12 protein-coding genes are annotated in these 14,460 nt (G+C 59.1%); 11 read left to right on the top strand and 1 reads right to left on the bottom strand.

Annotation, left to right across the window (positions count from 1 at the left end):
• Window positions 1–3 precede the first annotated feature (3 nt).
• The 10 genes from ruvB (at window position 4) to DWV57_RS04570 (ending at window position 11,563) form a co-directional block, all read left to right on the top strand.
• Complete coding sequence (gene ruvB / locus DWV57_RS04525; protein WP_005943473.1) at window positions 4–1,059, top strand: Holliday junction branch migration DNA helicase RuvB; 1,056 nt, start codon at window positions 4–6, stop codon at window positions 1,057–1,059.
• A 200-nt stretch (window positions 1,060–1,259) separates the two neighbouring features.
• Window positions 1,260–2,615 (top strand): phosphoglucosamine mutase, encoded by a 1,356-nt coding sequence (glmM, locus tag DWV57_RS04530; RefSeq protein WP_097776959.1) that lies wholly within the window; start codon window positions 1,260–1,262, stop codon window positions 2,613–2,615.
• A 29-nt stretch (window positions 2,616–2,644) separates the two neighbouring features.
• Entirely contained in the window at window positions 2,645–3,520 is an 876-nt protein-coding gene (locus tag DWV57_RS04535) for a class I SAM-dependent methyltransferase (protein ID WP_097774246.1), read from the top strand.
• A 189-nt stretch (window positions 3,521–3,709) separates the two neighbouring features.
• Window positions 3,710–4,549, top strand: coding sequence for an energy-coupling factor transporter ATPase (locus tag DWV57_RS04540; RefSeq protein WP_120020110.1), 840 nt, complete (start codon window positions 3,710–3,712; stop codon window positions 4,547–4,549).
• Between the two features lie 15 nt (window positions 4,550–4,564).
• The gene (locus tag DWV57_RS04545; protein ID WP_005943466.1) at window positions 4,565–5,485 is read left to right on the top strand and encodes an energy-coupling factor transporter ATPase; all 921 of its coding nucleotides are present in this window, start codon (window positions 4,565–4,567) and stop codon (window positions 5,483–5,485) included.
• Window positions 5,479–6,294 carry an energy-coupling factor transporter transmembrane component T gene (locus tag DWV57_RS04550; protein ID WP_120020111.1) on the top strand — a complete coding sequence of 272 codons (816 nt, stop codon included), beginning with the start codon at window positions 5,479–5,481 and terminating at the stop codon, window positions 6,292–6,294. The genes DWV57_RS04545 and DWV57_RS04550 overlap by 7 nt, the downstream gene beginning before the upstream one ends.
• Window positions 6,295–6,467: 173 nt before the next feature.
• Window positions 6,468–7,214, top strand: coding sequence for a tRNA pseudouridine(38-40) synthase TruA (gene truA / locus DWV57_RS04555; RefSeq protein ID WP_097776964.1), 747 nt, complete (start codon window positions 6,468–6,470; stop codon window positions 7,212–7,214).
• Between the two features lie 12 nt (window positions 7,215–7,226).
• On the top strand, window positions 7,227–8,459 hold the full coding sequence (locus DWV57_RS04560; RefSeq protein ID WP_120020112.1) for a DUF5711 family protein: 1,233 nt from the start codon (window positions 7,227–7,229) through the stop codon (window positions 8,457–8,459).
• 74 nt (window positions 8,460–8,533) lie between these two features.
• Window positions 8,534–9,229: a hypothetical protein gene (locus DWV57_RS04565; protein WP_120020113.1), complete on the top strand. Its 696-nt coding sequence runs from the start codon at window positions 8,534–8,536 to the stop codon at window positions 9,227–9,229.
• A 24-nt stretch (window positions 9,230–9,253) separates the two neighbouring features.
• Window positions 9,254–11,563, top strand: a complete 2,310-nt coding sequence (locus DWV57_RS04570) for an ATP-dependent Clp protease ATP-binding subunit (RefSeq protein WP_118527731.1) — start codon at window positions 9,254–9,256, stop codon at window positions 11,561–11,563.
• 497 nt (window positions 11,564–12,060) lie between these two features.
• On the opposite strand, the gene DWV57_RS04585 is transcribed toward DWV57_RS04570, so the two are convergent.
• Window positions 12,061–12,663 (bottom strand): Type 1 glutamine amidotransferase-like domain-containing protein, encoded by a 603-nt coding sequence (locus DWV57_RS04585; RefSeq protein ID WP_120020114.1) that lies wholly within the window; start codon window positions 12,661–12,663, stop codon window positions 12,061–12,063.
• 179 nt (window positions 12,664–12,842) lie between these two features.
• Between DWV57_RS04585 and gltX the strand changes: the two genes are divergently transcribed.
• A complete protein-coding gene (gene gltX / locus DWV57_RS04590; protein WP_120020115.1) occupies window positions 12,843–14,312 on the top strand; it encodes a glutamate--tRNA ligase in 1,470 nt (489 codons plus the stop codon).
• The last annotated feature ends 148 nt before the right edge of the window (window positions 14,313–14,460 follow it).

Consider the following 14,460-nt stretch of genomic DNA (forward strand, 5'->3'; position numbering starts at 1 on the left):
AGAATGCAGGACGAAACTGCGCTGTACGGCGCAAAAATGATGCAGCCCGGCATGACGGCGGCGGACAGCGAGGAAAACAACCTCCGCCCGCAGCATCTGGAAGACTATATCGGGCAGGAAAAGGTCAAGCAGAACCTGAAAATTTACTTGGAAGCTGCCAAGCGGCGCGGGGAGCCCATGGATCACATCCTGCTCTACGGCCCGCCGGGTCTGGGCAAGACCACGCTGGCAGGCATCATCGCCAACGAGATGGGGGTGCAGATCCGCATCACCAGCGGCCCGGCCATTGAAAAGCCCGGCGACCTTGCCGCCCTGCTGACCAACCTGCAGGAGGGCGATGTACTGTTCATCGACGAGATCCACCGCCTGTCCCGTCAGGTGGAAGAGGTGCTGTATCCGGCGCTGGAAGACTATGCGCTGGATATCATGATCGGCAAAGGCCCCAGCGCCCAGAGCATCCGCATCAACCTGCCGCGGTTCACGCTGGTGGGTGCCACCACCCGTGCAGGCCAGATCACCGGCCCCCTGCGCGACCGCTTTGGCGTGCTGCTCAAGCTGGAGCTGTACAGCCCGGATGAACTGAGCAAGATCATCCAGCGCTCGGCAGGCATCCTCGACCAGCCCATCACGCCGGAAGGCGCTTACGAGCTGGCCAAGCGCAGCCGCGGCACGCCCCGCGTGGCAAACCGCTTTTTGAAGCGCATCCGCGACTTTGCCACCGTGCTGGGCGACGGCATCATCGACCGGGATGTGGCCCTGATGGGCCTCAAGCGGATGGACGTGGACGCACTGGGTCTGGACGAACTGGACCGCAGTATGCTGCGTGCGATCATTGAAATGTACAACGGCGGCCCGGTGGGTCTGGAAACGCTGGCGGCGGCCCTCGGCGAGGAATCCGTCACGCTGGAAGACCTGTGTGAGCCGTATCTGATGCAGATGGGCTTTCTGACCCGGACGCCCCGGGGCCGCTGCGCAACGCGGCTGGCCTATGAACATCTGGGCCTGAAAGCGCCGGAGGCCGCTGCGCCCGAGGACAACGGGCAGCAGAGTTTGTTCTGAGAGAAACGGGCTTGCCCTCTCAGTCTCACTTCGTTCGACAGCTTATTCCCCCTTTTGGCTTCGCCATTTTCCCCCGGCCGGGGGAGGTGGCACGAAGTGCCAGAAGGGGAACAAGGTGGCATCGCGCAGCGATGACGGAGAGGGCGAGGATGCTTACAATATTAAAACTTGCTTCTTTCTATAGAAAGTGGGGTATTATTATGGGAAAATATTTTGGAACCGATGGTGTGCGCGGTGTTGCAGGCGCAGACCTGACCTGTGAGCTGGCAATGAAGATCGGCCGCGGCGCGGCTGCGGTGCTGACCGGCAGCACCGGCCACCGTCCGCGCATCCTGATCGGCAAGGACACCCGCCAGTCCGGCGATATGCTGGAAGCAGCCCTGACCGCCGGTCTGTGCAGCGTGGGTGCGGATGTGGAAAGTCTGGGCGTTCTGCCCACGCCCGCTGTGGCCTATCTGGTGGGCAAGTACAATGCCGATGCCGGCATCGTGATCTCTGCCTCCCACAATCCGATGGAGTTCAACGGCATCAAGATCTTTGCCGGTACCGGCTATAAGCTGCCGGACGAGGTGGAAAACCAGATCGAGGTCTACATCGACAACGACTGCGCGGGCATTGAGCTGAAGACCGGTGCCGAGGTGGGCCGTGTTTACCGCCGCGATGACGGCCTGCAGGACTATGTGGATCACCTGTATGAGTCCATCCACGGCGACCTGACCGGCCTGAACGTCTGCATCGACTGTGCAAACGGTGCTTCTGCCGCTGTGGCGCAGAAGCTGTTCCCCCGTCTGGGCGCAAAGTGCACCTTCCTTGGCATTGCACCGGACGGTGAGAACATCAACAAGGGCGTGGGCAGCACCCATCTGGAAAATCTGGAAAAGGCTGTTGTAGAGGGCGGCTTTGACTGCGGCATTGCCTTTGACGGCGATGCCGACCGCTGCCTTGGCTGCGACGAAAAGGGTCAGGAGATGGACGGCGACAAGATCATTGCCCTGCTGGCCATGACCATGAAGGAAAAAGGCCGTCTGGACGGCGACACCGCCGTGGTTACGGTCATGTCCAATCTGGGCTTCATCAAATATATGGAGAGTCAGGGCATCAACACCGAAAAGACCGCCGTGGGCGACCGCTACGTGCTGGAAAACATGCGTGAGAACGGCTTTGCCATCGGCGGCGAGCAGAGCGGCCATGTCATCCTGCTGCACCATGCCACCACCGGCGACGGTGAGCTGACCGCCGGCAAGCTGCTCAAGCTGCTGGCTGAAAGCGGCAAGAAGATGAGCGAGCTGAACGGCATCTACGCCCAGTATCCGCAGGTGCTGGTGAATGTGACCGCCAACGCCGCCCAGAAAAAAGCCTACAAAGAGGACGAGGTGCTGGCCGGTTTCATTGAGAACGAGCAGCAGAAGCTCATGGGCATGGGCCGCGTGCTGGTGCGGGTGTCCGGCACCGAGCCGAAGATCCGCGTGATGGTGGAGGGCCAGGATCTGGATGCCATCCACCGCTGCGCCGACCGCATCGTGGATAAGATCAACAAGCGCATTCTGGGCCAGTAAGAAACGGATAAAAGAGAAGGGAGGACGCTATGCGCCCTGCAGATACCTGGAAAGACTATGAACTGCTGGATGCCACCGACGGCAACCGTCTGGAGCGCTGGGGTGAGACCATCCTCATCCGCCCGGACCCGCAGGTGGTGTGGAAAACGCCCAAGCAGAGCCCCCTGTGGGCAAAGGCAGATGCTGTTTATCACCGCTCCAATCAGGGCGGCGGCGAGTGGGAGTACAAGCGCCGTCTGCCCGAAAAGTGGAAGATCAGCTGCGGCGAGGGCGAGGATAAGCTCACCCTCATCGTCAGCCCCACCGGCTTCAAGCACACCGGCGTGTTCCCGGAGCAGGCTGTCAACTGGGCATGGTACGCCAAAAAGATCCGTGCCGCAGGCCGCCCGGTAAAGGTGCTGAACCTGTTCGGCTACACCGGCGGTGCCACGCTGGCCTGTGCGGCGGCAGGTGCCACCGTCTGCCATGTGGATGCCTCCAAGGGCATCGTGGCGTGGGGTAAGGACAATGCTGCGGCAAGCGGCCTTGCCGACCGGCCCATCCGCTGGCTGGTGGACGACTGTGCCAAGTTTGTTGCGCGGGAAAAACGCCGCGGCAACACCTACGACGGCATCATCATGGACCCGCCCAGCTACGGGCGCGGCCCCGGCGGTGAGATCTGGAAGCTGGAGGACTGCATTTACGACCTCATCAGCCAGTGCGAAGAGGTGCTGAGCGATACACCGCTGTTTTTTGCGGTGAACAGCTACACCACCGGCCTGTCCCCGGCGGTCATGGAGTATATGCTCAAAACAACGCTGGTGCCCCGCTTTGGCGGCGAGACCTCCTGCGACGAGATCGGCCTGCCGGTGTCCGCCACCGGCGGCGTAGTGCCCTGCGGCGCAACCGCCATCTGGGAAGAATAAATACTCCTTCCGTCATCGCTTCGCGATGCCACCTCCCTCAGGGAGGGAGGCTTTCTGACGGCAGAAAACCAAAAGGCTCCCTCTTTGAGGGGGCTGCCGCCGCAGGTGGCTGGGGGAGTTTATAAAATAATCTGAGATTTGGGGTACAGCCCCTTTCAGAGGGGCGCACCACCAGAAAGAGAAACACAAATGGAAGAGACGATTTTAACAGCACAAAATCTGAAATTCCGCTACGACAGCGACCAGCCGGTTTACGCACTGGACGGTGTCTCAACGGAAGTAAAGCGCGGCGAATTTGTGGCCGTGCTGGGTGCCAACGGCTGCGGCAAGTCCACGCTGGCAAAGCACTTCAACGCGATCCTGCTGCCGGAGAGCGGCAAGGTCTACGTGGAGGGCATGGACACCGCAGACGACGACAAGCTCTATGATATCCGCCAGACCGTGGGCATGGTGTTCCAGAACCCGGACAATCAGATCGTTGCCACCGTGGTGGAGGAAGACGTTGCCTTTGCACTGGAAAACCTCGGTGTGCCACCGGAGGAGATGCGCCGCCGCGTGGACGACTCCATGAAGATGGCCGGCATCTATGAGTACCGCGAGCGCGCACCCCACAACCTTTCCGGCGGCCAGAAGCAGCGCGTTGCCATTGCAGGCGTCGTTGCCATGCGGCCGGACTGCCTGATATTAGACGAAGCCACCGCCATGCTGGACCCCCGGGGCCGTGAGCAGGTGATGCAGACCATCCACTACCTGAACAGGAATATGGGCATCACCGTGGTGTCCATCACCCACTACATGGAGGAAGCTGCGCAGGCAGACCGTGTGCTGGTGATGAGCAAGGGCCATGTGGTGATGGAGGGCACCCCCAAAGAGGTGTTCAGCCAGACCGAGAAGGTGCGCTCCCTGCATCTGGATGTGCCGCAGGCTGCAGAGCTGCGGGACGAGCTGGTGAAGGTCGGCATCCCGATGCCGGAGGGCATCATCGACACCGGCGAATGCGCACAGGCTCTGTACGAGCTTTTGCAGTAAGGGGGGCAGACGCAAATGGCAGATATTATCAAAGTAGAACATCTGAGCTACGTCTACAACCCCGGCATGCCCAATGCGGTCACTGCGCTGGACGATGTGAGCTTTACGGTGGAAGAGGGCGACTTTGTGGGCATCATCGGGGCCACCGGCTCCGGCAAGAGCACCCTCATCACCCACATGAACGGCCTGAACAAGCCTACCAGCGGCAAAATTTATATCGATGGCCGCGACCTGTGGGAAGATCCGGAGAAGATCCGGGACTTCCGCTTCCTCACCGGTCTGGTGTTCCAGTACCCGGAGTACCAGCTGTTCGAGGAGACCTGTTATAAAGATATCGCGTTCGGCCCCAAGAACATGGGTCTGGACGAAGCCGAGATCGACCGCCGCGTGCATGAAGCCGCCGATTTCGTCGGCCTTGACCCGGCCCTGCTGGAGCGCAGTCCCTTTGAGCTTTCCGGCGGCCAGAAGCGCCGGGTGGCAGTGGCGGGCGTTATGGCCATGAAGCCCCGCATTCTGGTGCTGGACGAGCCTGCTGCGGGCCTTGACCCGGAGGGACGGGACGACATCCTCAGCGAGGTGAAGGAATACCACAAAAAGACCGGCACCACCGTGCTGCTGGTGTCCCACAGCATGGAGGACATTGCCAAGTACGCCAACCGTGTTCTGGTGATGAGCAATAAGAAAATTGCCATGTACGACACGGTGGAAAAAGTCTTTGCCCGCGCTCCGGAGCTGTTGGAGCTGGGGCTTTCCGTGCCGCAGGTGACGAAGATCTTCCTCAAGCTGCGGGAGATGGGCGTGGATGTGCCCGCTGATGTGTACACCATCCCCTATGCGGTCAAGATGATCCTGGAGGCCAAGCGCCGCCGGGAGGCAGGCGAGAGCCTTGTGCTCCCGCGGGAAGCAAAGAAGGAAGGAGGCGCTGCCGGATGCTGAGAGATATCACCATTGGCCAGCACTTCCCGGGCGACAGTCTGGTGCACCGGTTCGATCCGCGCCTGAAACTGGTGCTGACCATCGCCTATATCGTGCTGCTGTTTGCAGCTTCTAATCCGCTGGGCCTTGCCCTTTCCATCCTGTTTTTGGCAGTGATGTACAAGGTGGCAAAAATTCCCGGCAAAATGATCCTCAAGAGCCTGAAGCCTATCCTGCCCATCGTGATATTCACAGCGGTGCTGAACCTGTTCTTTGTGTCAGGCGAGGGCGAACCGCTGGTGCACATCTGGTTTTTGACCATTTATGCCGAGGGCGTGCGCTATGCTGTGCTGATGGCGGTGCGCGTCATGGCGCTCATCGCGGGCACCAGCCTGCTCACTTACACCACCAGCCCCATCGTGCTGACAGATGCCATCGAGCAGCTGCTGAAGCCCTTGGGCAAACTGCACTTCCCGGTGCACGAGCTGGCGATGATGATGAGCATTGCCCTGCGGTTCATCCCCACCCTCATTGAGGAGACGGACAAAATTATGAACGCCCAGAAAGCCCGCGGTGCCCAGCTGGACACCGGCAAGATGACCGACCGGGTAAAAGCCTTGGTGCCGGTGCTCATCCCGCTGTTCATTTCGGCCTTCCGCCGCGCGGACGAGCTGGCCATGGCCATGGAATGCCGCTGCTACCGGGGCGGCGACGGCCGCACCCGCCTGAAGGTGCTGCGCTGCGAAAAGCAGGATTATATCGACCTTGCCGTGTGCATCGCCTGCTTTGCGGTGATCCTTGCCTCCCGGCTGGTGTTCCCGAATTTTTAAGGGAAGCAACCTCGCCCTCTCAGTCATTCGCTTTGCTCATGACAGCTCCCCCAAAGGGGGAGCCTTTGGCAGAACCGCGAACTTTACCGTACTGCCAAGGCCTCTCCCTTTGGGAGAGGTGGCACCGAAGGTGACGGAGAGGGCGAGCATGCCGATCATGAAAGAAAACACTTATGAACTTTTTACTTACCCTTGCCTACGACGGCACGAACTACTGCGGCTTTCAGGTGCAGCCCAATGGCCGCAGCGTGGCCCAAACCTTTCAGGACGCGCTGCAGGCCGTGCTGGGCAGCCGCCCTGATATCAAGGGCTGCAGCCGTACCGATGCGGGGGTGCACGCGCTGGGCTTCAAGCTCAACTTCCACGCCGACACCCGCATTCCGCCGGAAAAGCTGCCGCTGGCGCTGAACCAGCATCTGCCGCCGGATATCCGGGTGCTGGACGCGCAGGTGGTGCCGGAGGACTTCCACGCCCGGTACGCGGCCCATACCAAAACCTACCTCTACCGCATCCACAACCACCCCATCGACTCGCCTTTTGATGCGGCTTATTACACCCGGGTGCCCCGGCATCTGGACGAAGCCAGAATGCAGGCGGCGGCACAGCAGTTTGTGGGCAGGCACGATTTTCTGGCCCTGTGCGCGGCGGGCTCTTCCGCTGCAGCCCATGGCGATACCGTGCGCACCATCACGGACTGTCATGTTACCCGCAAGGGGGACGAGATCGACATTGAAGTGACCGCCGACGGCTACCTGTACAATATGGTGCGCATTCTGGCGGGCACTTTGTGCGAAGCAGGCGCAGGCCGGCTGGACCCGGCGGAAATTCCCGCCATTCTGGAAAGCCGTGACCGCAGCCGCGCCGGGCCGACCCTGCCCGCCAAGGGCCTGTTTTTGAAGTGTGTGGAGTATGATCTGTAAGGAGAACCATTCATGAGCAAAATTCGCCGCGGCGGACATTCCGCCGAAGGGGAGCCGCTTTCTGCCGGGCGCGTCGAATATCTGGAAGCCGCCCGGGCCCGGGTGCGCACACGGCGCATCCGCCGCACCGTCATCATCGTAGCGGTGTTGACCATCCTTGTCCTGTTTGCCACCGGCGCAGTGGGGTCTTCCATTGCGCGCGCAAAAGACCTTGTGGATACTGCCGTCATCGCGCTGGCACCAGCCGCAGGCTGGCCGCAGCAGACCGGCATCACCGACCCGGATGCGGTGGCGCAGATGTCCGGCAGCTTTGTGGAGATGGGCGGCGACAGCTGCGTGGTATACAGTCTTGGCGGCACCCGCCTGAACAGCATCCAGAGCGGCTATGCCCGCCCGGCCATTGCTGCAGGCAAGACCCGCTTTGTGCTGTACAACCGCTCCGGCAATGAGCTTCGGGTGGAAAGCCGCACCCAGAACCTTTATACCAAAACCATGGACAGCACCATCTCGCTGTGCGCCGTGGCAGATGCCGGACAGGTGGCTGTGGTGACCGACAGCACCGACAGCGTGGCAAAGCTGACCGTTTACAATTCCAGTATGCAGCAGCAGCTGGTGTGGAACCTGACCAGTGAGCAGGGCACTCCGCTGCGCATGGCCTTTGCGCCGGACAGCCGCCGCCTTGCCGTGGCCGCTGTATCGGCGGTGGGCGGCCAGCTGACCACGAACCTTTATGTACTGCCCCTCTCGCAGGGCGACCCGGTATGCCTTGGCTCCGAGAACAGTGTGCCCCAGTGGATGGGCTGGATGTCCAACGGCTTTTTGCTGGTGCTTTATGAGAACCGCGCCGTGCTGTACAACACGAGCGGCGGCAGCGCAGGCGAACGCGCCAGCTACGATTTTGGCGGCGGCACCCTCGTCAGCGTGTCCAACACCAGTAACGGTGCAGCCCTGCTGCTGAGCAATGGCCAGACCAGCACGGCGGTGCTGCTGGACGGGGAGCTGACTGTGGGTTACAGCGGCAGCGTGCTCTCGGCCAGCCAGATCATCCGGGCAAAGAACGACGGCTTCTACCTGCTCACCGACAGCACGGTGGAGCGCTTCAACAGTGTGGGCGAGTTCCAGTGGAGCCAGCCGCTTTCGGCCCGGCCCCGGGCGCTGATTGAGGGTAGGCAGATTTTGGTGTTCACCGGCAACACGGTGCAGGTGGTCACACCGCCGGAGCAGACAGCTTCCAGCGGACAGTGATTTTTGGGTGAGAAGATCATGCGAAAATAGCACTCTTGCGGGGAAAGTGATAAAAATAACAGGGAAAACAAGGTATGTTCAAGAATCCGTCATTTCTTTTTGATATCATATGCACGGCAGCATGGATCATTCTGGTGGTGCGCTATGCGCGCAAGGGCTTTCTTTCGTCCATTGTGCAGCTGGCGGGCAACCTGTTCAGTCTGCTGGGGGCCAAGGAGCTTTCCGCTGCCTGCGCCGGCTGGGTGTTCGAACACATGCTGGCAGGTGGCTTCCGCACCCAGATCGCAGCAAACATTGCTGCGGGCGGTGCGGTAGACCTTTCCGGCATTGCGGAAAAGTATGCGGGCTTCCTGCCTGCTTCTTTCCGCACTTCCATCGTGGCAGCCTGCGAGCGCTCCATTGGCGCTGTGCTGGCCGATAACGCGGTGGTGCTGGCCGATTCCATTGTGGAAAACGTGCTGCAGCCGCTGCTCACACCGGTGATCACGCTGGTGCTGTTCTTCTTGTTCTACGCGCTTTTGCGCCTGCTGGTCAGTATGCTGGTCACGGTGCTGGGCCTTGTGAACAAGCTGCCGGTCATTGGCACGGTAAACCGCGGCCTTGGCTGGCTTGTGGGCGGTGCCACGGCGCTGCTGGATATCTATTTGGTGCTGTGCATCCTGTGGGGCATCATCGTCATCACAGGCGGCAACCTGAATGTGCTCAACGATACGGTGATGAGCAGCAGTCTTTACTACAAAATCTTCAATCTCTTCAACCCTTTCCTGTAAAGGGTTTTGCATAAAGGAGGAACTATGGTCTGTATTCGATGCCAGAAACGTCCGGCGATCATCTTCATCCAGCGGATGGACAATGGTCAGATGAAGCAGGAGGGCTACTGCCTGCACTGCGCCCGTGAGCTGCACATCAAGCCGGTGGACGATCTGATGAAGCAGTTCGGCATGTCGGATCAGGATCTTGATAACATGGAGAACCGCATGGAAAGCATGATGGAGGAGATGGGCGATGCAAACCCGCTCTCCATGATGATGAACATGGCGAACGGCGGCGAGGATGCTGACCCGGACAGCATGGACGAAGATCTGATCCCCGGCAGCAATGCCACCTTCCCGCTGGGCTTTACCAGCAGCGAGAAGAAGGATGGCGACAAAAAGGCCGACCGCAAAAACGGCAAAAAGCCGCCTAAGCGCAAATTTTTGGATACCTATTGCGAGAATCTGACCCGCAAGGCCCGGGAAGGAAAGCTGGACGATATCATTGGCCGCGACCGCGAAATTTACCGCACGATCCAGATCTTGAGCCGCCGTCAGAAGAACAACCCCTGCCTGATCGGCGAAGCCGGTGTGGGCAAGACCGCCATTGCCGAGGGCATTGCGGAGCGCATTGCCAAGGGGGATGTGCCCATCGGCCTGAAGGATAAGGAGATCTATCTGCTGGACCTCACCAGCCTTGTGGCAGGCACCCAGTTCCGCGGCCAGTTCGAGCAGCGGGTCAAGGGCCTGCTGAGCGAGGTGAAGGCCGCAGGCAACGTGATCCTGTTCATCGACGAGATCCACACTATCACCTCTGCCGGTGAGAGCGAGGGTGCCATGAACGCGGGCAATATCCTGAAGCCCGCCCTCTCCCGTGGTGAAATTCAGGTCATCGGTGCCACCACCTTCAACGAGTACCGCAAGTATATCGAGAAGGATCAGGCGCTGGAACGCCGTTTTCAGCCCGTGCGGGTGGAAGAACCCAGCGTGGCCGATACCCTTGCCGTGATGAACGGCATCAAGCACTATTATGAGCAGCACCATCATGTGCAGGTGCCTGCCGATGTGCTTTCCGCCACTGTCACCCTGAGTGAGCGCTATATCACCGACCGTTATCTGCCCGATAAGGCCATCGACCTGCTGGACGAAGCCTGCGCCTGCTGCAATCTGGCCCACCCGGTCATCTCAGAGTACCTCGGGATGCAGAAGGAGCTGGATGCCCTCAAGCAGGAAGAAGCCGAGATGGAGAATGCGGATGTGAACGAGCCCATCGACTACGAGCGCGTGGCCGAGCGCAAGACCCGCATTGCAAAGCTCGAAGCCGACCTGCCCGCAAAGCAGGCTGCTGCCAGCGAGATCCAGGTGACCATGGACGATGTGGCCAAGGTCATCGAGCTGTGGACCGGCATCCCGGCGGTGAAGATCCGCGAGACCGAGTTCGCAAAGCTGGCAAACCTTGAGGGCGAGCTGAAAAAGAAGATCATCGGGCAGGACGAGGCCGTGCATCTGGTGGCGCAGGCCATCAAGCGCAGCCGCGCCGATCTTTCCGGCCGCCGCCGTCCCGCAAGCTTCATCTTTGTGGGCCCCACCGGCGTGGGCAAGACCGAGCTGGTCAAACAGCTGGCAAATCAGCTGTTCGACGGCCCCGACCCGCTCATCCGTCTGGACATGAGCGAGTATATGGAAAAATACGCGGTGTCCCGCATGATCGGTTCGCCTCCAGGCTATGTGGGCTACGAGGAGGCCGGTCAGCTCACCGAGAAGGTGCGCCGCCGCCCCTACAGCGTGGTGCTGTTCGATGAGATCGAAAAGGCGCACCCGGATGTCATGAACATCCTGCTGCAGATTCTGGACGAGGGCAAGATCAACGATGCACAGGGCCGCACGGTGGATTTTTCCAACACGGTCATCTGCATGACCTCCAACGCCGGCAGCAGCGACCAGAGTACCGGTGGGCTTGGCTTCAATAAGAGCGAGGAACAGCTCAGCGAGGAAAAGACCCGCAAGGCGCTGGCCCAGTTCCTGCGGCCGGAGTTCCTTGGCCGTGTGGATGAAGTGATCGCCTTCAAGCCTTTGACGGAACAGACGCTGCAGGGCATTGCGGCCCTGATGCTGGACGAGTACAAGCCCGGCATGGAGGCCAAGGGCATCGCTTACAGCTACACCCCGGCAGCGCTCAAGGCACTGGTGAAAAAGGCCGAGGGCGGCAAGTTTGGTGCGCGCGATTTGCGCCGCGTCATCCGCAAGGCCGTGGAAGACCCCGCCGCCGAGCGCCTGATCGACGGTACGCTGGCTTCCGGCAGCACTCTTGTGGTGGATGCCGGTGAAAACGGCGAAATTATCCTGAAGTAAACAAAAAGAAAGCCCCTGCATCCGTTTTGGAATGCAGGGGCTTTTCCAATGTTCAGTGCTGTACGGCAAACTGGAACTTGTCGGGGCAAAGCCCCTCCATCTTGCTACGCAAGACCGTTCTGTCGCTTAAAAGCCCCACTGGGGCTTTCATTGTTCCGCTTCGCTGCGCAAACGCGAACTTGTCGGGGCAAAGCCCTTCCATCTTGCCTGCGGCAAGACCGTTCGGTCACTTAAAAGCCCCACTGGGGCTTTCATTGTTCCGCTGCGCTGTGCAAACGCGAACTTGTCGGGGTGAGGCCCTTCCATCTTGCCTGCGGCAAGACCGTTCTGTCACTTAAAAGCCCCACTGGGGCTTTCATTATTCCGCTTCGCTCCACAAACGCGAACTTGTCGGGGCGAGGCCCCTCCATCTTGCTGCCGCAAGACCGTTCTGTCGCTTAAAAGCCCCACTGGGGCTTTCATTGTTCCGCTTCGCTCCACAAACGCGAATTTTCAAATTAGTCTTTGCAAATAACCTTTGAATCTTCACCATCAATTACAATTCCCTGACGGTTGTTAATTGGGCATAGATTCAAATCCGAAAACTCAGTCATTATTTTCTCGGTAACTTTCTTAAATGGTGCTGTAAGATAATGCGGAAGAACATAGAAATCAATCAAAGCAAGCCCTGCATCATCTTCTTGTGAGTAGTCCTCCGGCTTTTCATCCATTTGCTCGATATATTGGATGCTTGGAGCGCATATAATTGCACCTGCCGATTCACCAATCATCAGTTTTCCCTTTGCCAATTCTTTCTTCAACAGCTCATCCGTTCCCGTTTTACGGAGCTGGTCTATAAGGAAAAAAGAATTTCCGCCGGTAAAATATATCACATCCGCATCTTCAAAAACAGACTGTATCGTTGAATAAGCCTCCGTTGAAATATCAATTTCAGTTACGATTGCTCCCAACTTTTTGAATAATTTTCGAGCCGAGCCGACATAACCGGTGTAGCCTTCACGCAGTGAAGCTGTTGGAATAAATGCGACTTTCTTATTTTCAATTTCTTCCTTTATCAGACTTCCTACACTTGAAAAGTGCGAACATAAAAATAGTTTCATCAATATTCTCCTTTATAAATTCCGAGTTGTTGCGTTGAGTATAGCATAGTGCGAACAAAAAGAAAAGCGGCGCTGTGAATGCATGATGTTATCCCGCATTGACAAAACTGCGCAGAATCAGTACAATAAAACATAGCTATCCGCAAATTTTTTGCATGAGAATAAAGGAGCGTTTTTCTATGCCGAGCAATAAAGTCCGCACCCGTTTTGCGCCGTCGCCCACGGGTTATATGCACGTTGGCAACCTGCGCACTGCTCTGTACACCTACCTGATGGCCAAGCACGAGGATGGCACCTTCATCCTGCGCATCGAAGATACCGATCAGGGCCGCTATGTGGAGGGTGCGGTGGATGTCATCTACAACACCCTGCGGGAGACCGGCCTGCTGTGGGACGAAGGCCCGGACATCGGCGGCCCCGTGGGCCCCTATGTGCAGAGCGAGCGCATGGGCATGTTCAAGCAGTATGCCGAGCAGCTGGTGGCAGAGGGCAAGGCATACTATTGCTTCTGCACCGAGGAGCGTCTGGAGGCCCTGCACGCCGAGCAGCGCGCCAACGGTGAGATGACCCACTACGACGGATGCTGCCGCGACCTGCCCAAGGACGAAGTGGAAAAGCGTCTTGCTGCCGGGGAACCCTATGTTATCCGCCAGAAGATCCCCCGCGAGGGCGTGACCGGCTTCGACGATGTGGTGTACGGCCACATCGAGGTGAACAACAGCGAGATGGACGACCAGATCCTCATCAAGACCGACGGCATGCCCACCTACAACTTTGCAAATGTGGTGGACGATCACCTCATGGGCATCACCCACGTGATCCGCGGCAGCGAGTATCTGTCCTCTACCCCCAAGTACAACCTGCTGTATCAGGCGTTCGGCTGGGAGATCCCCACCTATATCCACTGCCCGCCGGTCATGAAGGACGCGCAGAATAAGCTTTCCAAGCGCAACGGCGATGCCAGCTATCAGGATCTGGTAGCAAAGGGCTACCTGACCGAGGCCGTGCTGAACTACATCTGCCTGCTGGGCTGGAGCCCCAAGGGCGAGTATGCCGAGCAGGAGATTTTCTCCCTGCCGGAGCTGGTCAAGATCTGGTCTCCGGACGGCATCTCCAAGTCTCCGGCCATCTTCGATCCCCTCAAGCTGCGGGCCATCAACGCAGAATATATCCGCCGCCTGTCCCCGGAAGAGTTCCAGAAGAAGGCGGAGCCGTGGATCGACAAGGCCGTGCACACCTCCATCGACAAGAAGCTGCTGTGCGCAAACCTGCAGCCCCGCTGCGAAGTGCTGGGCGAGATCCCGGAGCAGCTGGATTTCTTTGATGCCATGCCCGACTACGATGTGAGCATGTACGCCAACAAGAAGCAGAAGACCACCCCGGAGACCGCCAAGGAGGCACTGGAAGCCCTGCTGCCTGTGCTCAGCGACGAAGCACTGGATTTTGGCAATCGCGATGCCGTCTTCGATGCCTGCAAGGCCAAGGCTGAGGAGCTGGGCAAGAAGAACGGCTGGCTGCTGTACCCGCTGGGCATTGCCCTTTCTGGCAAGCAGCGCACCCCCGGCGGCGGCACCGACCTTGCCTGCATGATGGGCCGCGAAACCACCCTTGCCCGCGTAAAAGCGGCAATTGAAAAGCTGAACGGCTGATTTTTGCCATAAAACCACAAAGCTCTGCAGCATTTTTGAACGCTGCAGGGCTTTTTTGCGTCTTTGGGCCGGTTTGCGGCAGAACACTGCACCGCGCCAAAAATCGCCGCGCGCCCGCGCTACAGTATATGTAGAAAGCGCGGGGAAC

The sequence above is a fragment of the Faecalibacterium sp. AF10-46 genome (assembly GCF_003604105.1).
Lineage (GTDB): Bacteria > Bacillota > Clostridia > Oscillospirales > Ruminococcaceae > Faecalibacterium > Faecalibacterium taiwanense.